Source organism: Acidimicrobiales bacterium (genome assembly GCA_041394185.1).
Classification (GTDB): domain Bacteria; phylum Actinomycetota; class Acidimicrobiia; order Acidimicrobiales; family Poriferisodalaceae; genus JAAETH01.
This window is the reverse complement of the sequence record JAWKIQ010000001.1, coordinates 1012661-1030193: the sequence shown is the minus strand read 5'-3', so window position 1 is coordinate 1030193 and position 17533 is coordinate 1012661. Positions and strand designations below refer to the sequence as shown.

General features: G+C 65.9%; 16 protein-coding genes. 9 read left to right on the top strand and 7 right to left on the bottom strand.

Features of this window, described 5'->3' with window-relative positions:
- Window positions 1-60: 60 nt before the first annotated feature.
- Genes R2770_04855 through R2770_04845 form a run of 3 tightly spaced genes read right to left on the bottom strand, consistent with a single transcriptional unit; the run spans window position 61 to window position 3031 of the window.
- Window positions 61-513: a DUF3291 domain-containing protein gene (locus R2770_04855; GenBank protein MEZ5279780.1), complete on the bottom strand. Its 453-nt coding sequence runs from the start codon at window positions 511-513 to the stop codon at window positions 61-63.
- Between the two features lie 10 nt (window positions 514-523).
- Complete coding sequence (locus tag R2770_04850; GenBank protein MEZ5279779.1) at window positions 524-1825, bottom strand: cytochrome P450; 1302 nt, start codon at window positions 1823-1825, stop codon at window positions 524-526.
- A 9-nt stretch (window positions 1826-1834) separates the two neighbouring features.
- On the bottom strand, window positions 1835-3031 hold the full coding sequence (locus tag R2770_04845; GenBank protein MEZ5279778.1) for an acyl-CoA dehydrogenase family protein: 1197 nt from the start codon (window positions 3029-3031) through the stop codon (window positions 1835-1837).
- Window positions 3032-3109: 78 nt separating this feature from the next.
- On the opposite strand from R2770_04845, the gene R2770_04840 reads away from it, so the two are divergent.
- The 8 genes from R2770_04840 to R2770_04805 all read left to right on the top strand — a co-directional run bounded on the left by R2770_04840 (window position 3110) and on the right by R2770_04805 (window position 12329).
- The gene (locus R2770_04840; protein MEZ5279777.1) at window positions 3110-3634 is read left to right on the top strand and encodes a MarR family transcriptional regulator; all 525 of its coding nucleotides are present in this window, start codon (window positions 3110-3112) and stop codon (window positions 3632-3634) included.
- Window positions 3631-4800, top strand: coding sequence for a thiolase family protein (locus R2770_04835; GenBank protein MEZ5279776.1), 1170 nt, complete (start codon window positions 3631-3633; stop codon window positions 4798-4800). Before R2770_04840 ends, R2770_04835 begins: the two co-directional genes overlap by 4 nt.
- The gene (locus tag R2770_04830; protein MEZ5279775.1) at window positions 4800-5576 is read left to right on the top strand and encodes an SDR family NAD(P)-dependent oxidoreductase; all 777 of its coding nucleotides are present in this window, start codon (window positions 4800-4802) and stop codon (window positions 5574-5576) included. Before R2770_04835 ends, R2770_04830 begins: the two co-directional genes overlap by 1 nt.
- A gap of 37 nt (window positions 5577-5613) precedes the next feature.
- Window positions 5614-6375, top strand: a complete 762-nt coding sequence (locus R2770_04825) for a crotonase/enoyl-CoA hydratase family protein (protein ID MEZ5279774.1) — start codon at window positions 5614-5616, stop codon at window positions 6373-6375.
- Between the two features lie 204 nt (window positions 6376-6579).
- Window positions 6580-8997, top strand: coding sequence for a hypothetical protein (locus R2770_04820; protein ID MEZ5279773.1), 2418 nt, complete (start codon window positions 6580-6582; stop codon window positions 8995-8997).
- Between the two features lie 212 nt (window positions 8998-9209).
- On the top strand, window positions 9210-9959 hold the full coding sequence (locus R2770_04815) for an RIO1 family regulatory kinase/ATPase (protein ID MEZ5279772.1): 750 nt from the start codon (window positions 9210-9212) through the stop codon (window positions 9957-9959).
- A gap of 24 nt (window positions 9960-9983) precedes the next feature.
- On the top strand, window positions 9984-11849 hold the full coding sequence (locus R2770_04810; GenBank protein ID MEZ5279771.1) for a hypothetical protein: 1866 nt from the start codon (window positions 9984-9986) through the stop codon (window positions 11847-11849).
- A gap of 33 nt (window positions 11850-11882) precedes the next feature.
- Window positions 11883-12329, top strand: coding sequence for a DUF3237 family protein (locus R2770_04805; protein MEZ5279770.1), 447 nt, complete (start codon window positions 11883-11885; stop codon window positions 12327-12329).
- A gap of 13 nt (window positions 12330-12342) precedes the next feature.
- Here the strand turns inward: R2770_04805 and R2770_04800 are convergent, their stop codons facing one another.
- The 3 genes from R2770_04800 to deoC are packed head-to-tail and all read right to left on the bottom strand — an operon-like array spanning window position 12343 to window position 14869.
- A complete protein-coding gene (locus tag R2770_04800; GenBank protein MEZ5279769.1) occupies window positions 12343-12858 on the bottom strand; it encodes a GNAT family N-acetyltransferase in 516 nt (171 codons plus the stop codon).
- Complete coding sequence (locus R2770_04795; GenBank protein ID MEZ5279768.1) at window positions 12855-14060, bottom strand: RtcB family protein; 1206 nt, start codon at window positions 14058-14060, stop codon at window positions 12855-12857. Before R2770_04795 ends, R2770_04800 begins: the two co-directional genes overlap by 4 nt.
- 50 nt (window positions 14061-14110) lie before the next feature.
- Window positions 14111-14869: a deoxyribose-phosphate aldolase gene (deoC, locus tag R2770_04790; protein ID MEZ5279767.1), complete on the bottom strand. Its 759-nt coding sequence runs from the start codon at window positions 14867-14869 to the stop codon at window positions 14111-14113.
- Between the two features lie 86 nt (window positions 14870-14955).
- On the opposite strand from deoC, the gene R2770_04785 reads away from it, so the two are divergent.
- A complete protein-coding gene (locus R2770_04785; protein ID MEZ5279766.1) occupies window positions 14956-15837 on the top strand; it encodes an SH3 domain-containing protein in 882 nt (293 codons plus the stop codon).
- Window positions 15838-15855: 18 nt separating this feature from the next.
- On the opposite strand, the gene R2770_04780 is transcribed toward R2770_04785, so the two are convergent.
- Window positions 15856-17508 (bottom strand): amidohydrolase, encoded by a 1653-nt coding sequence (locus R2770_04780; GenBank protein ID MEZ5279765.1) that lies wholly within the window; start codon window positions 17506-17508, stop codon window positions 15856-15858.
- Window positions 17509-17533 lie beyond the last annotated feature (25 nt).

Here is a 17533-nt window from a genome sequence, read left to right as displayed (position 1 = left end):
ACACCGGTGTTGCGCGGGCGTCAGACGCCTCGCAAACACCGGTGTTTGATGAAGGTGGGCTCAGCCGGCCGGTGGGTGCGGGTTGGCCATGTCGAAGGCCTCTTGGGTGGGGCCGTGGGTGCGAAGGCGGCCCAAGCGCTCGGCCGCCTCGTCGACGCTCGGCGTGTGACCATCGGGCACCCACCACAGCACCGTCGTCGGCTGGGGCGGCTTCTCGAACCACTCACGCCGACGCCGCAGGTACATGCCGTGCCCAGAGCGGGCAACGTAGTGCCGCAGGCTGTCGAAGTCTTCCCAGACGCTCAGGTTTACGATGTAACGCTGGTCGTCCTCGTGACCCGGAAACCGGATGCCCGTGGCACCGGGGCCCTCGTCGTCGGCCAGTCGCCACACGAAGCCAGGGCTGGACTCGGCCAGCAGGTTCATTGCCGGAATGGCGGTCATGAACTCGGCGACCTCGGGGCCGTCGGGTTCGCCGACGAGCCTCCCCACATTCAGCTGAGCCAGATGCACGCGGCCGACCTCAGCGAGGCGAGGTCGGCGTGAACTCGGCCTTCAGGTGTTTGACGCCGTGGATGAACGACGACGCCAACACGTCGGGCTCGGATGTCGCCTCGATGTCGGGCAGCCGCTCGAACAACTCTCGGTACATGACCTTGATCTCGCGGCGCGCCAAGTGGGCCCCCAGGCAGAAGTGGGGACCTGGCCCGCCGAAGCCCACGTGCGGGTTGGGGTCTCGTCTGATGTCGAAGCGGTATGGATCTTCGAAGATCGCCTCGTCGCGGTTGGCTGCCAGGTAGAACATCAGCGCCTTTTCACCTGCCGCAACCGGCTGGCCGGCGATCTCGGTGTCTTGGGTGGCAGTGCGACGCATGTAGGTCACCGGGCTGGCCAAGCGCACGATCTCCTCGACAGCCGAATGCGACAAGCCCTCGAAATCGGCCCGCCACAGTTCGCGCTGGTCGGGGTTGGCCGTCAGATGGGTCAGACCCCAGCTGATGGCGTTGCGGGTGGTCTCGTTGCCCGCCACCACCAACAACACGAAGAAGCTGGCGATGTCGGCGTGCGACAGCTTTTCGCCTTCGATCTCGGCGTTGACCAACAGGGTGGTGAGGTCGTCGGTGTCGGCGCCCCTCTTGGTCTCGGCGATCTCCTGCATCAGGTTGGCCAGCGCTCCCCCGGCCGTCAGCAGGGCGGTCAGCGGGTCGGTGCCGTCTGGTGGCGCGTATTCGGGATCACCGATTCCCAGGATGATGTTCGACTGGTTGAAGCAGAACTCGAGCTCGCTGTCGGGGATGCCCATCAGATCACACACGATCTTCAACGGAAGCTGGGCCGCGACGTCGACGACGAAGTCGACCTCGCCGCGCTCGCAGACATTGTCGATGATCTGCCTGGCCTGCTCGGTGACGCTGTCCTCGAGCATCGCCAACATCCGCGGCGTGAACCCGGCTGCGATGAGGCGGCGCAGGCGACCGTGGCGCGGGTCGTCCATGCTGATCATCGAGCCGAAGAACTCGTTGAACTCGGGTGGCGTGTCCATGACGGTGATGCCGTTGGCAGACGACCAGATCTCGGGATGGCGCGACATTTCGAGGATGTCGGCGTGCCGGGTCACAGCGAAGGCCCCCGGCCCCAGCAAAGACAGCGTGACCGGGTCGACGATCTCCTCGTCGCGAGGCATCTCGGCGAACTTGGTCACCGGACGGCTGCGAATGTCTGCGAGGTCTGCCTCGATGTCGGCCTGTGGCCGCGACCAGAACCGGTTGAGAATGGGGTTGTGGATGTCGGCGACCTCGACGGCCTCGGTTGGCGTCAGTGACATGGGTTCTCCCTACCTCTGGGTGCCGACTCGAAGATCCTTGAACGCAACGCTGCGATCTACAGCTATGTCGCGTGGAAGGCCAAGCACTCGGTCTCCGATGATATTGCGCTGGATCTCGTCGGTGCCGCCGGCGATCGAAGAACTGAACGAGCCCACCGTCATGCGGGCCAGCTCGGCGGCCTGAGCGTCGCCTTCGACCCATGCCTGAGAAGCAGGTCCAGCCATGTTCATGAGGATCTCGCGCATGCGCCACTGGATGACCGAGCCGAACAGCTTGCCCAGCGACCCACCGGGCCCAGGGGCGCGGCCGGCCTTCATCTCGGCGCGTGTGCGCATGGCCATCAGCGACTTGGTGGTCTCCATCGAGTAGATGCGCATCATGTCCTGGCGCACGTTGGGGTCGTTCATGGTGCCACCGGCCTCGGCGGCCGCCTTCAGGACCTTGAAGTTGGGCTGGCTGATCTTGCCTCCGCCCACTGTTCCGATGGCCACACGCTCGTACATCAACATCGCGGTGGCCTGATTCCAGCCGTTGTTCAACTCGCCCAGCAGGTTGTCGGCGGGAATGCGAACGTCGGTGAAGAACACCTCGTTGAAGTGGCTGCCACCGTCGATCTGGTGGATCGGCCGCACCTCGACGCCCGGCGCGTCCATGGGCAGGATGAACATCGAGATGCCGGCGTGTTTGACAGCATCGGGGTCGGTGCGAGCGATCAGCACGGCGTATTGGCTCTTGTGGGCCAATGTGGTCCACACCTTCTGACCGTTGATGATCCACTCGTCGCCGTCGCGCTCGGCCTTGGTCTGGAGGCTGGCGACATCGGAACCGGCGCCGGGTTCGGAGAACATCTGACACCACAGGGTGCGGCCCGCGATGTTGTCGGGCATGAACGTCTTCTTCTGCTGTTCGGTGCCGAAGTCGTTCAGCACCGGCAGGCACATGCCGTGGCTGATGATGAACTCGTTGTTCATCGTCGGGAACTTCGACATCTCCTCTCGAACGATGCGGTCGTGAGCCTTGCTCAGCCCGGCCCCGCCGTATTCGCGGTCGAACACGATGCCCGCCAGCCCAGCCTCGGCGAGCTTGGCCTGGAACTGCTTCTGCTGCTCGAAATCGGCGGCAGGCACGGTGTTGGCCGCAAGGAAGCTTCGCACCTTCTCTCTGAACTGCTCGGCTTCCTCGGTGGTGAGAACGTCGTCTGCCATTTGACCACTCCTGGGTACTCGCGACCGTTGCGCTGCTGGACAACAGTATCTACCAGAACTGTATGCTGGCGAACAATCATGGGGTCAGAGTCGACGCGCCAGCCGGCACGACAACCGAACGTTGCTGCTCCACAGGCAGCACACGAGCTCGACGCGCCGCCCTGGTTGCGGGTCGAGTCGACGCTGATGGCAACAGCGCGCCTCATACGCGAGGCATACGACAAGGCCCTCGCCCCGCTGAGCCTCAACCTCACCACCGCATCGATGCTGGCCTACGTGGCCGAGCGTGGACCCACCACCCAAACCGTGCTGGCCGACCGCATGGGCATCGGTCGGGCCGCGGCCGGCACCGCCATCGATCGCCTCGAGTCCAGGGGACTGGTCGAGCGGCGACCCGATTCCGAAGACCGCCGGGTGTGGCTGGTGACCGTCACAGACACCGGTGTCACCGTGGCCGCAGACATCGCCTCGATCGACGGCCAGGTGCGCTCGCGCCTGCGCCGCGATGTCAGTCGCGAAGACCGTCAGATGCTGGCGTCGCTGCTGGTGCGGCTCCAGCACAACCTGATCTCCCCCAACCAACCAAACGGAGAACCAAGATGAGAGAAGCAGTCATCGTCGATGCCGTGCGCACGCCGGGCGGCAGGCGCAACGGCATGCTCAAGGACTGGCACCCGGTAGACCTCGCAGCCCACGTGCTGAAGGCCCTCGAGGAACGCAACGGCCTGGACCCGGCAATGGTCGACGACGTCGTCATGGGCTGTGTCATGCAGGTCGGCGAGCAGTCGCTGAACATCGGCCGCAACGCCGTGCTGGCCGCCGGCTGGCCAGAGTCGGTGCCCTCCACCACTGTCGACCGCCAGTGCGGTTCGAGCCAGCAGGCCATCCACTTCGCGGCTCAGGGTGTCATGGCCGGCGCCTACGACGTCGTCATCGCCGCTGGCGTAGAGGTCATGACCCGCACCCCCATGGGCGCTTCGGTCGTTCCCAACATGGGGTTCCCCTTCCCGCAGTCGATGCAGGACCGCTACGCCGACACCGGCCTTCCGCCGCAGGGCATCGGCGCCGACATGATCGCCGACGAATACGGCCTCACCCGTGAAGACCTCGATGCCTTTGGGGCCGAGAGCCAGCGCCGCGCCGCCGTGGCCACCGCCGAGGGCCGCTTCGAGAACGAGATCATCCCCGTTCCGGTGGTTGTCGACGGCGAGACGGTCATGATGACCAAGGACGAGGGCATCCGCGAGGGAACCACCCCAGAGACCCTGGCCAACCTCAAGCCGGCCTTCAAGGAAGACGGCAAGATCACCGCGGGCAACTCCAGCCAGATCAGCGACGGCGCGGCCGCCGTTCTCATCATGAGCGCCGAGAAGGCTGCCGAGCTGGGCCTCAAGCCCCGCGCCCGGTTCCACAGCTTCGCCCTGGCCGGCACCGACCCGGTCACCATGCTGAAGGGCCCGATCCCTGCCACCGAGAAGATCCTGGCCCGTTCAGGGCTGACGATGGACGACATCGACCTGTTCGAGGTCAACGAGGCATTCGCATCGGTGGTGCTGGCCTGGCAAAAGGAATACGACGCCGACCTGTCGAAGACCAACGTCAACGGCGGCGCGATCGCTCTGGGCCACCCGCTGGGTTGCTCGGGAGCCAAGCTCATGACCACCCTGCTCAATGAGCTCGAGCGCACCGGCGGACGCTACGGTCTGCAGACGATGTGTGAGGGCGGCGGAATGGCCAACGCAACCATCATCGAAAGGATTGGCGACTGATGCCACGCATGAATCTCGAAGGAAGCTCCTCGATCGTCACCGGTGGCGCGTCGGGTATCGGTGAGGCCTGTGCCCGCCAGCTCGCGGCGGCCGGGTCAAGGGTCGTGGTCGCCGACCTCAACGAAGAAAAGGGCGGCGCGGTCGCGTCCGAAATCGGCGGCCTGTTCGTCAAGTGCAACGTCGCCTCGGTCGAAGATGCCCAGGCTGCGGTGGCTGCCGGGTCGAGATGGGCCCCCTGCGCCCTGGTGAACTCGGCCGGCCTGGGTTATGCCGGCCGCACCGTCGACCGCAACGGCGACCCGTTCCCGCTCGACAAGTTCGAGTTCGTGCTGCGGGTGAACCTGATCGGCTCGTTCAACATGCTGGCCCAGGCGGCAGCGGCCATGGCCAAGACCGACCCGGTCGACGCCGACGGCGCCCGCGGCGCCATAGTCAACATGGCTTCGGCCGCGGCCTTCGACGGCCAGATCGGCCAGTGCGCCTACTCGGCATCGAAGGGTGGCATCGTCGGCATGACCCTGCCGATCGCCCGAGATCTGTCGGCGCTGGGTATTCGTGTCAACACGATTGCGCCTGGGCTCATCGACACGCCGATCTATGGCGAGGGCGAACAGAGCGAGGCGTTCAAGGCCCACCTGGGTCAAAGCGTGCTGTTCCCGAAGCGTCTCGGCACCGCCGAGGAGCTGGCGTTCGGTGTGATGGAGTGCATCACCAACCCGTACATGAACGGCGAGACCATCCGTCTCGACGGCGGCATCCGGATGCCGCCCAAGTAGTCCGGCCAAGAACGATCTGGGGACGATTAGGAGACACATGTCAGAAGAAGCAGCAGTACTCACCGAGCGTCGTGGGCGGGTGATGGTGATCACGCTCAACCGGCCCGACGCCATGAACGCCATCAACGGTGCGCTGTCCAACGGTTTGATGGATGCGGTCAAGGAGCTGGACTCAGATCCAGAGCTGACGGCAGCTGTCATCACCGGCAACGGCCGGGGCTTTTGCGCCGGCATGGACCTCAAGGCCTTCCACCGGGGCGAAGACATCGGACCATTGTTCGACTTCGTGAAGGTGGGCAGCCAAAAGCCACTGATCGGCGCGCTGCACGGCTTTGCGCTGGCCGGCGGATGCGAGATCGCCCTGACCTGCGACCTGTTGGTCGCCGACGCAGGCACCAAGATCGGTATCCGTGAGGTCAAGGTCGGCCTCTTCGCCGGAGCGGGTGGTGTGTTCCGCCTGCCGCTGCGCGTCGGCTACGCCCGAGCCATGGAGATGGCCCTCACGGGCGAGCCCATCAGCGCCGAGGAAGCCCTCGAAGCGGGCATGTTGACCCAGGTCACCGAGCCGGGTGGGGCGCTCGAGGCAGCTATCGCACTGGCCGAGCGCATCGCCGAGAACGCACCGCTGGCGGTGGCCGCATCCAAACAGCTCGTCAGGGCTGCGGGCATGGGCTACGACGAAGATCAGCTGTGGGAGATGCAGGTTCCCCTTCAAAAGAAGGTGTTCACCTCCAACGACGCCAAGGAAGGGCCTTTGGCCTTCGCCGAGAAGCGCAAGGCCAACTGGTCAGGCACGTGATCTGACCAAACCGGCAAACGCCGCAACTGCCGATATGGAGGCGACTTCTCCCCGGTTTCCGGGGTCTAGTCGCCTCCGTATCCAGTTTTGGGGATCCGAGCGGGCCGCCGAATACATCTGAAAGCCTTTTCATGTCACGCAGGGCGAGATAGCGTCAGATCTCTGCGGCACAAACCCCATTCCTTCGCCCTCGTTGGAGTTCTGATGCATCCATCTCGCCTCATCTGTGTGCCGCGCTTTCGCGCCTTGTTCGCGGCATTCGTTGCGCTGGCCGTTGGCACGGTGTTGCTCACTCCGGTAGCCGCTGGCGCGGTGGTCGCCGAAGAACCCCGCCTCGACGTGCCGATACCACGCGACGGCGAAGTCTGGGATGCCGAGCAGGTCGGGCCATACATGGTGGTCGCAGGCAACTTCACCCAGGTCGAGATCTACCGCAACGGACCCATCGTCAACCAACCGGGCATCTACGCCTATGAGATCGACAGTGGGCGGTTCCTCGACACCTTCAGGCCGACATTGAGTGCGGCCAACAAGGCGGTCGAGGTCCGCGACCTCGAGGCCGCACCCGATGGACGCAGCGTGTATCTCGGAGGCCGCTTCACCGCCATCGACGACCACACCGATGGGCGCACACGCACCCGCAATCGTCTGGCCCTGCTGTCGGTGCCCGATGGTCGCCTCGACCGAAACTTCGCCCAGGCTGGTGTCGACTCGAAGGTCCTGACCATCGCTGTTTCGGGCGGATACTTGTACGCCGGGGGCATCTTCCAGCAGGTTTACGACACCGCACCCGGTCGGCCACCAATCGTTCAACCCGTCCGCGGGCTCGCCCGTTTCGATGCAACGTCGGGCGCCTTTGATACCGGCTTCAGGTTCGAGACCAACGAAGACGCCGGAAGCATCAACGGAGCGATCCGCAACTTCGGCGTCTCCCGACTCGATGTGTCGCCCGACGGCAGCCGTCTGGTCGTCGCCCACCGCGGGATGCAGATCTTCAACCGGTCGAACAACACGGCGTACCGCCGACCGGGAGTCGCCATCATCGCTCTCGGCGGCACGCCGTCGGTAACCGCATTCCAGGCCCTGTACCCAGACCCGAACGACCCGGTGCAGGACTTCTACTGGGGTGGCCAGTGCAGCGGGCGCGGCATCCAGATCAAGGACCTCGAGGTCAGCCCCGACGGCAGCTTCTTCGTCACGACCCACCAGGGCGCCGATGGCGGCTACCAGTGCGACACCGCAACCAGATGGCCGATGAGCGACAATCCCAGTCGTCCCGACTGGGTTGCCCGGGCGTTCGACTCGGTCTTCTCGGTGGGCATCGACGACGACGCGATCTACATAGGCGGCCACTTCCGCTACATGGTCAGCCCTGCCGCGCCATCGTCGTATCCAGGGCGCACCGCGGCAAACGGCCAGCGCGTCGGCGACATGTATACGGCAAGTCCCACCAGCTCGCCCTTCCGCAACGATCTGATCAACCCGGGCTATGTCTATCCCGCCGACCAGATCGGTGCTCTCGACCCGGTAACGGGTAAGGGCATACCGGCGTTCAACCCAGGCAGCGATGCGTTCAAGGGCATCCTGGCCATCACTGTGGTCGACCGTGGCGTCGTCATCGGCCAGGACCGCAACTATGTGTCGGGCGAGCGAACAGGTCGCTCGGCCTTCTTCGACGAGAACCCGCTGGCCGGCGACCCCAGGTGCTCGGTGACACTGGGCGCGGACCGCAGCCCGGTGATCTCGTTCACCGACATCGGTGGGGTGAACACCTACAGCCTGGCGCGCAACGGCGCCTGGCTGTCGAATGTCGCCGGCACCACCTATACAGACACGAATGCCCCGCTCGACACCGACCTCACCTACGAACTGCGCTTCAACCGCAACGGGTTGAGCCAGACAGCGCCGTGCGGCACGGTTCGTGTTCCTTCGGTGGCCCTGGTTTGCACCGCGACGCCGCTGGCACCGACGACCGTCGAGATCAGTTGGAACGATGCCGAGGGTTCCCGATACGTCGTTCGCCGTGACGGCCTCTGGATAGCCGATGTAGACGGCCTGTCCTATACCGATTTCGCCGCAGAACCAGGTGTTGTCAACAACTATCGCATCGACGTCATCCGCAACGGACAGCTGATCCGGTCTGGCACATGCTCGACAACACCGGCCGCTCCCCCGGCGACCTGTTCGGTCAGCGTCGTCGGCAACGAGGTAACCGTCAGTTTCAACGGCGATGCCTTCAGCCGTGTCTCGGTGCGACGCGACGGGGTCTGGCAGGCGACCGTTGAGGGTGTCGACACGTACAGCCATACCGTCGAACCCGGCACCTATTCGTATTCGGTGCGCGGCACGGTGAACGGCGTCGACGTCGAGTCCGACTGCGGTTCGGTCACCATCGACCCCGCCGACGCCGCGTGCGTCATCGCAGTCGTGGGCGACGATGTGGTTATGTCGTGGCAAGACGTCGGTGCGCAGTCGTACCAGGCCCGTACCGACGGTTCGTGGGCTGCGACCCTGGGGGCCGGTGTCACGTCGTGGACCGACACCGGAGCCAATGGCCAGGGCAAGGTCTACGAGCTGCGATACCGCCTGAACGGCATCACCTCGACCATCCCCTGCAACTAGCTCTCCGGATTCATCAATTCGCTCGTGCGACGGCGGACCCTGGGGTACAGTCGCGTTCACGGCTAATCGGCTGAGAAGGGAGGACCTCGACATGCAAGCTGTGTTTGACGTCTCTCTCGCCGGTCGCGCCGTTTCCACCCTCGTGAGGTGATGTCGAGCGATCGGCGATCTGTTCAGATCCCGTTCGTTCTCACCCATCAGAGGTACCCAAATTGCGTCCGACTCCGGACTGGCTCGTTGACGAGCCCTATGACGACGTCGACCTCGGCGTCTTGAAAAGCGGCAAGGAAGCCCAGGTGAACGTCATCGAGCGTTCCGGGCCCAATGGCCGCACTTGCCTGATCGCCCGCAAGCGATACCTGCCCCGCGAGGTCAAGGCCAAGGGCACGCTGGAAGCCATGGGCGTCCAGCGTGCATCGACGTTTCGCAACGACGTCGAATATCGCGAAGGCAGGCAGTTCAGAAAGAGCCGCGACCGCCGTGCGGTCGAGAAGATGACCACACACGGCAAGCGCCTGCTGCAGGACCGCTGGACAGGTCATGAGTACGAGACCATGTCGAAGCTGTGGGAGCGAGGCGCTCCGGTGCCCTACCCCATCGACTATGGCGAGGACGTGTTCGATCTGGAATACGTCGGCGATGCGGCCAGTGCAGCGCCACAGCTGTATGCAGCTCGGCTCGACGCAGACCAGTTGATGTCGGCGTTCGATCAACTCATCGAGGGTCTGCGGACCATCACGTCAGTGGGCTACGCCCACGGTGACCTGTCGGCGTACAACCTGCTGTGGTGGCAAGAGCGGCTCTTGTTCATCGACTTTCCGCAGGCCGTCGATATCGCCGCCAACCCCCAAGGGTTGGGATACCTACACCGCGACGTGCTCAACGTGTGCGCCTGGTTTGAGCGACGTGGCGTTGCGGTGGATGCTGAGGAGGTGTTCGCCGACCTGCTGGCTTTCACCTAGGTGCCCGGGTGTACCGTCGCCGCCATGGTGTACAGACGGTTGGGCGTGGCCCTGGCATTGGCGCTCATGTGCGGCTTGCTGGCCGTGACGCTTGGCGCATCTGCCGGCCACGGCCAGAGCCCCGGCTCCTCGTTCTCGCAGGTCGACCGGATCCTGGTGTCGACCGTCGAGGACGGGGTTCAGCCGTTCTATGTGGTGCGGTCCAGCTCGGCGGTGAGCCCCGACGGGAACTGGGTCGCGTTCACCACGGGCGGCACCGGCATCCACGGGGTGCCCACCCTCGAGCGGCTGTATGTTCGCAACCTGGGTACGGGCCAGGCATGGACGCTCGACGCCGACGTGTCCAGTCGTTTCTTCCGGCTGGGCGCCGTCACCGATGACGGCGATGTGATCGTGTCGACCAATGTGGCACTGGTCGCGGACGATGTCGACACCACGGCCGACACTTACCGGGTCGGTCCCGACCTGGCCCCAGAGCTGGTCACCTCGGGCACCGACGGGTTTGCCGCGTTCAGCGATGTGGTGGCCTCGGGCAACGGCGACGTCACCGCATCGCTCGAGAAGCCCTCACCCGATGCTGCGACCTCGGTGGTGGTTCGCGATGCGTCGGGCGGGGTCGTGGTTGAGGGCGACTTCGACGACTGTGCCCCAGGCTCGTGCCAGCTGAGCCTGTCCGACGATGGGCAAACGCTTGTGGTGGCACGAACCGGTCCTGAGCCGGGTGACTGGCTGGGAAACCGGATTTCGGTTTCGGCCGCGTCCGAACTGGGGGCCAACACGGCTGGCACTCCCTTCCCCAGTACACCAGCGGCCGAGGCAGGGAGTGCCCAGCCCCGCACCAACTGGGACGGGTCGGCGGTGCTTTGGGCGCCGTACCCCGGCGATTCTGGCGTGGTCATGATGGATCGCACGACCCAAGCCAGCCGGAGCCTCCAGGTCGACGGAACCGTCCGCCCCCTGGATCTCAGCGCCGACGGCCAGTTCCTGTTGGCAGAGGTGCAGCCAGACGGCCTCGAACCCGCTGTGACCCTCATCGATCTCGGAACCGGTGACTCGTTCGCGATCGCCCAGGCAAACCTGGCCGAGGGCGTCGCCCTGGCCGACTTCGGCCGGTCGGTTCTGTGGGGCGACCAGGCCCCGACCAACAGCCGCCTGTTCGTCGACCGATTCGAGCACCAGTGCGACGTCGTCGGTGCCGAACGCAACGCAACCGACGAGCTGGTCGTGTGCTCGAACGGTCGAACGTTGGGCCACCTCGGCGACACTGCGGCGGGCTCGGCGTCGTGGCAGGCTCCCCGCGGGGCTGTCGACCTGCTGGCGACCGACACCGGTTGGTATGTGGCCGATGCCGACGGGTACGTCATGGCCCACGGCAACGCTGGCGAGGTGTCGGCGATCGGGGGTGCCCAGTTGGCTCAGCCGATCGTTGCGTTCATCGGCGACCCGACAGAGTCCCAGACGTGGCAGGTCGCAGCCGATGGGGGCGTATTCGCCTTCGGGCTCACCCAGTACTACGGCTCGACGGGCGACATCGCCTTGAACCAGCCGATCGTCACCGCCATGGCTACCCCAGACCTCGATGGCTACTGGCTGGTGGCCAGCGACGGTGGGGTCTTCAGCTTTGGCAGCGCTCAGTTCCACGGCTCGACCGGCGCCATTCGCCTCGACTCCCCCATCACCGCGGCGGTGCCCACCGACACCGGCGACGGATACTGGCTGATCGCCGAAGACGGCGGCGTGTTCACCTTCGGCGACGCCACCTTCGTCGGATCGGCCGCAGGAACGCTGGGCACGGGCGAACGGGTGGTCGACGCCGGTCAGCTGCCTCCAGGCCAGTCGGGTTATTGGCTCGTCACCAACACTGGGCGATTCATCGACTTCTCGGCTTGACGCACCCGCCCGGGCACGTGAACAGTGTCGAGGGTGACCACACCGAATGCCCCTGCGCCGACGCTAGAGCTCGTCTTGACCATACGAGCAGATATCTCGCCAGCCGTAGAGGTCGGGCCGAGCGACGGCGGTACCCGCCGGTACATACCGATAGTCGGCGGCAGCTTCGACGGCCGTGGCCTGACGGGCGAGGTGTTGCCTGGCGGCGCCGATTGGCAGCTGGATCGACCCGATGGCATCACCGAAATCGACGCCCACTATTCGATCCGCGCCGAAGACGGCACCGTGATAATCGTTCGCAATCGCGGCATTGCCGACCGAACGCGTCCGGGCGGGCAAGGGCCATACCTGCGAAGCTCGCCGCGGTTCCATGCTCCCGCAGGCCCCCACGACTGGCTCAATCGCAGCGTCTTCGTGGGCACGATCACACCCGCCGCAGATCGTTCGCATGTGATGGTGCGGGTGTACGAATCGAGCTGACACCGGCCAGGCGTCACCCGACGATCGAGAAACCCTTGCGGTACGGCACCAGGTTGCGTTCCTCGGTGAAGCCCAGCGATGCGTAAAGGCCGCGGGCGGGCGCGTTGTCGGCCCTGACGGTCAGGTGAACCCGCTTGCAGCCACGAGCAGCCAGCTCGCGACAAGCGGCCGATATGGCTGCTCGGCCGAAGCCGGCGACGGTGCGGATCCGGTCGTCGGCGCCCACCGATGCGGCGACCTTGGGCAGCAGGTGGCCGGTCGGGAAGGTGGCCGCGTGCAGCTGCTCGATGTCTGGAGCGTCGCCGGTGACGGCCAGGCGCCCGGCGTGGGCTTCGTCGGCGGCCATCTCCTCCTCGTGCACTGCCGGATCGAGTTGTGAGCGACCGGCCCGCATCAGGGCGTCGGCGACCGGGGCCCACTCGGGTGCATCGACGAACGGGCCCCACCACCAGACCCGGCCCATGTCGGGGTCGACCTCGGCCAGCAGCCAGCCGACCATCCGACCGGCCGCGGTGCGGATCTCGATCACGTGACTCCCTTGTAGTTGAGGACCGCCCTCAGCTCGTGCTCGATGGTCACCAGGTCGCTCTGGTCGGTCATCACCTGATCGATGGGCTTGTACGCGGCCGGCGCCTCGTCGACCAGACGCGACGCCTGAGCCCTTTGCCAGGTGACGCCGCGCATCTTGGCCCAGGTGTGGTCTGACCCTGCAAGCTCGCGGCGCGCCTGGGTGCGGCTCATTCGACGACCCGCACCGTGTGATGCCGAACAGTACGACGCCCCGGACCCGAGACCTCTGACGATGTATGACCGCTGGCCCATCGAGCCGGGGATGATCCCCAGGTCGTCGCGCCCGGCACGTATGGCACCCTTGCGGGTGATCCACAGGTCTCGACCATCGTGGTGTTCGAGCGCGGCGTAGTTGTGGTGGCACTGGATGCGCCGCTTCTCGATGGGCAGGCGTGCACCCTCGGCCACAGCGCCCAGGCCAATGGTTGCCCGGGCCACGGCTCGAATCGCCTGATCCATCATCAGTTCGCGGTTGAATAGCGCATAGTCCTGGGCCCACAACATGTCGGCGACATACGCGTCGAACTCTGGGGTGCCTTGGGTGAAGTACGCGAGATCCGGGTCTTCGAGCGCCTCCTCGAACCGAAGCTTGCGCGCTGACTTGATGTGGCCCTGGGCCAGCTCGTTGCCGACCCCGCGTGAGCCCGAGTGCACCACCACCCAAACGGTTTCGGTCTCGTCCAGACACAGCTCGGCGAAATGGTTGCCCCCGCCCAGGGTTCCGAGCTGATCGGCGGCCTTCGTGGGCCTACGCACCCGGGCCGGCTCTGGCATGGGGTTGTCTGCCATCCACTGGCCGGCGCGCCGGCCGCCCTTGGTAGCGGTGCGGCCCACACCCGACGGGATGTCGCGGTGCCATTGCGACAGAACGGGTTCGAGATCGTCGGGCAAGTCGCCCGCAGACAGGGTCAACTGAGCGGCGATCATTCCGCACCCGATGTCGACCCCGACCGCGGCCGGGATGATCGCGGACCGGGTGGGGATGACCGAGCCAACCGTTGCACCGATGCCGACGTGAGCGTCGGGCATCAGCGCAACCGGGCCGCTGACAGCGCGCGAGCGCGCCGTGCGCTTGGCCTGTTCGATCGTCTGGTCCTCGAGCAGGCTGGCCCACGAGCGGACCATGCGGTCTGCACCTGCTTGCATCTCGGTGGCTGACATGGCGCCCGAAGCTACAGAAGCACCAGCGGGCGGTCGCCTGAATTTCGGGGTCAGCCGTCGAGGTGCTGCAGTACGTCGGGCAGCAGCGAACTGGCACCGAAGCGGAAGGTGAACGGGGTTGCCCATGTGGGCCCCATGACCCGGTCGGCGATCTCGAGGTAGGCCGACGCTGCGGCCAGGTCTCGAACACCACCCGAGATCTTCACGCCGACGGTGTGGCCCTTCTCGCGGAACTCGTGTGCGACCTCGAGAAGGATCTCGGCAGCTTCGTGGGTGGCCGACCGTGGTGTTTTGCCCGACGACGTCTTGAGGAAATCGGCACCGGCCCCTGCGGCGGCTGTGGCGCAAGACCTGATGAGGTCGTCGTCGGCGAGCTCGCCGGTTTCGAGGATCGCCTTCAGCACGGTGTGGTCTTCGAGGGCGTCTCGCACCGCGCCGACCAGCCGCGCGACGGCCTCGAGGTCGCCGTCACGATGGGCTGCCCACGGCACCACTACATCGATCTCGGTTGCGCCGGCGGCAACGGCGCCCAGGGCTTCTTCCACCACGGCGTCGATGTCGCCGGTGCCTGCGGGGAAGTTGGACACCGAGGCGATTCCGACCTCTCCCCCGCCCAGTAACTCGTGAGCGATGGCGATCAGCCTCGGCCACGTGCAGATCGACGCGACCCCACCGTGAGGCGTCACCGCCTCAGCACAGAGGCGGGCGATATCGGCCTCGGTGTCGTTGTCGCCCAGGCTCGTGTGATCGATCATGGTGAGAACGCGACCGGCGATATCGGTGTAGCTCGGCGGTTCGGAAGGTTCCATGAGGCCATCTTCACCCATACGACACCGTTGGTCCAGCGCACCGGTGCGTTGAAAACCGGGGCCGGTGGGCTCACAATGCCACTGTGATGTCTCGCGCCGGGTCCCGCCGTCTGTTCGCACTGTTGGTCGCAATGCTGGTGGCACCCCTGGTTGCATGCGGGGACTCGAGCGACAGCACAACCACGATCGATACGACCCAGTCGACGACCACCAGTACCTCTGCGCCGAGCCCCTCGACGACGACCACTACGGTGCCGACACCGCCGACCACAGCCGGGCCGGACGGCACGACCTCTTCCACCCAGGCCACGACAACCAGCGAGGGCGACCCCTCGACAAGCACGACCACCGAAGCCGGCACCACGTCGACCACCGTCGCCAGCGAGGTCGTCGACTTCGGACCTCGTGAGGGCGACGTTCTGGCCGTCGTCGGGGTCGATCACGACGATGTGCTGAACGTCAGGTCGGGCCCCTTCCACACCTACGACATCGTGGCCACACTTGATCCGCTTGAGACCGACGTCGTGGCCGGCGGCGAGACGCGCATCGCCGGCGATCCTCCGTCGTTCTGGTACTACGTCATCACGCCCGGTGGCGCGGATGGCTGGGTCCGCGCCGCATACGTCGGCTACATCGGCTTCGGCGAGGACGCCACAGCCCAGGTCGTGGCAGATGCCGGCGAGTTGCCTATCGCCGAGACCCTGACCGACCTGGGCGTGTTGGTGGCCAACACCCTGGTTCCGCTGTCGCCGCCGCCTGATGTGGTCGTGGTGGCGGCGCCACAAGTTGGCGACGTCAACTCGATAACCGTCGACGTCATCGGCCTGCAAGACGACGCCCAGCTGGGTGTACGCCTCGAGATAACGGCCACCGAACACGAAAGTGGCGAGACGTTCGTACTCGAAACGGTAAACGCTGTTTCGTTGTGCAGTCGTGGTGTCGACCCCGGCAGCGGGTTCTGCGTCTGACCCCACCGAGGCGCAGCGTCAGGCAGCCGCAAACGGCACTCCACCCAGCACGGTGCCCCACACACCGATGTCTTTGAGCCGTTGGGGCTCGACCTCGAAGGGGTCATCGTCCAGGATCGCGAAGTCGGCCAGCTTGCCCGCCTCGATCGATCCGATCTCGTGATCCATCCGCAGTTGGCGCGCCGCTCCCAGGGTCGCCGCGTGCATCGCGCTCTCGACGCTGATCGCTTCCTCTGCCCCCAGCACCTGACCCGTAGAGGTCAGCCGGTTGACGGCGCACCACATGACGTGGAGGTGCCCCATGGGGGTGACCGGCGCGTCGGAATGGAACGAGAAGGGCACACCCAGCCGCTGGGCGGTGGCGCACGCGTCCATACGTGCCGCACGCTCGGGACCCACGGTGAGTGCTACGTGTTGATCGCCCCAGTAGAAGATGTGGTTCGAGAAGATGTTTGCCTCCATGCCCTGGGCTGCCATGCGGGCGTATTGAGCAGGAGTGGTGAGCTGGCAGTGCTGCACGGTGTGGCGGTGATCCCAGCGCGGATGGTTGCGCAACGCCTGGTCGACCGCATCGATGAACACCTCGGCAGCCTGGTCGCCGTTGCAGTGGCAATGGACCGTCAGCCCGGCGCGGTGGAACGTCTCGACCAGTCCCGGCATCTGTTCTGGCGGTATCAGCCACAAGCCGTTCTCGGCGTGGCCCTCGGGTGCGTCGAAGTAGTACGGCCAGCTGAGCCTGGCCGTGAAGCCTTGAATCGACCCGTCCAACACCAGCTTCACAATGCCGAAACGCAGCTTGTCGGACGACTCGGCCTGCAACTCGATGACGCGCTGGGCCATATCGGCTGCCCCGGCAGCGTCACCCCAAAGGCGGGCGGCCACCATGACACGCACGGGATAGTCGGGGCTGTCGGTGGCGCTGCGCCAGGCGTCGACCGCCCAGTCGGCCACAGACCCGGCGCCGAGGTCGCACACCGTGGTGTGGCCGGCGTTTCGGGCCTCGTGGGCATAGTTCCACATGGCCGTCTCGGTGCTGAAGCTGCGGCCCAGAGTCCGGAATGCCTCCTTGGCCAGGCTCATGGCCGCAGGCTCTTGCAGCTCGCCGTTGGGGCGCCCGTCCGGGCCCTTCTGCACACCTGGCGTGAGGCTCTCGGCGGTGATGCCCTCGGACTCCATCAGCGCGGTGTTGACCGTAGCCAGGTGTCCGCTGGCGTGATACACGAAGATCGGCCGCCGCTCGCTGACCGCGTCCAGATGAGCGCCCGCCAGACGCTCGCCCTCGAGGTATATGGGGTCGAGGCCCCACGCCAACATCAGCTGGTCGGGGTCGTCGATGGCATCGGATGCCTCGCGGAGCCTGTCGATGACCTCGTCGATCGTCTTGCAGCCGCTCCACACCTTGCCGGCGGGGTCGCGACGGTCGAAGAAACCGACATAGGTGTGTTCCCAGGACCCACCAGACATCAGGTGGCTGTGGGCCTCGACGAACCCGGGCACTATCACCTTGTCGGCGAAGCGGTCGTCGACGACGTGATCACCCCACCGGGCCAGTTCCTCGACTGTGCCGACCCCCAGGATCCGCCCGTCGCGCACGGCCACGACCTGGGCCGTTGGCACGGCCGGGTTCATCGTATGGATTCGCCGTGCGGTGAAGATCGTCGTCTCGGACATGGCGCCGACCGTACTGCGGGCCCGG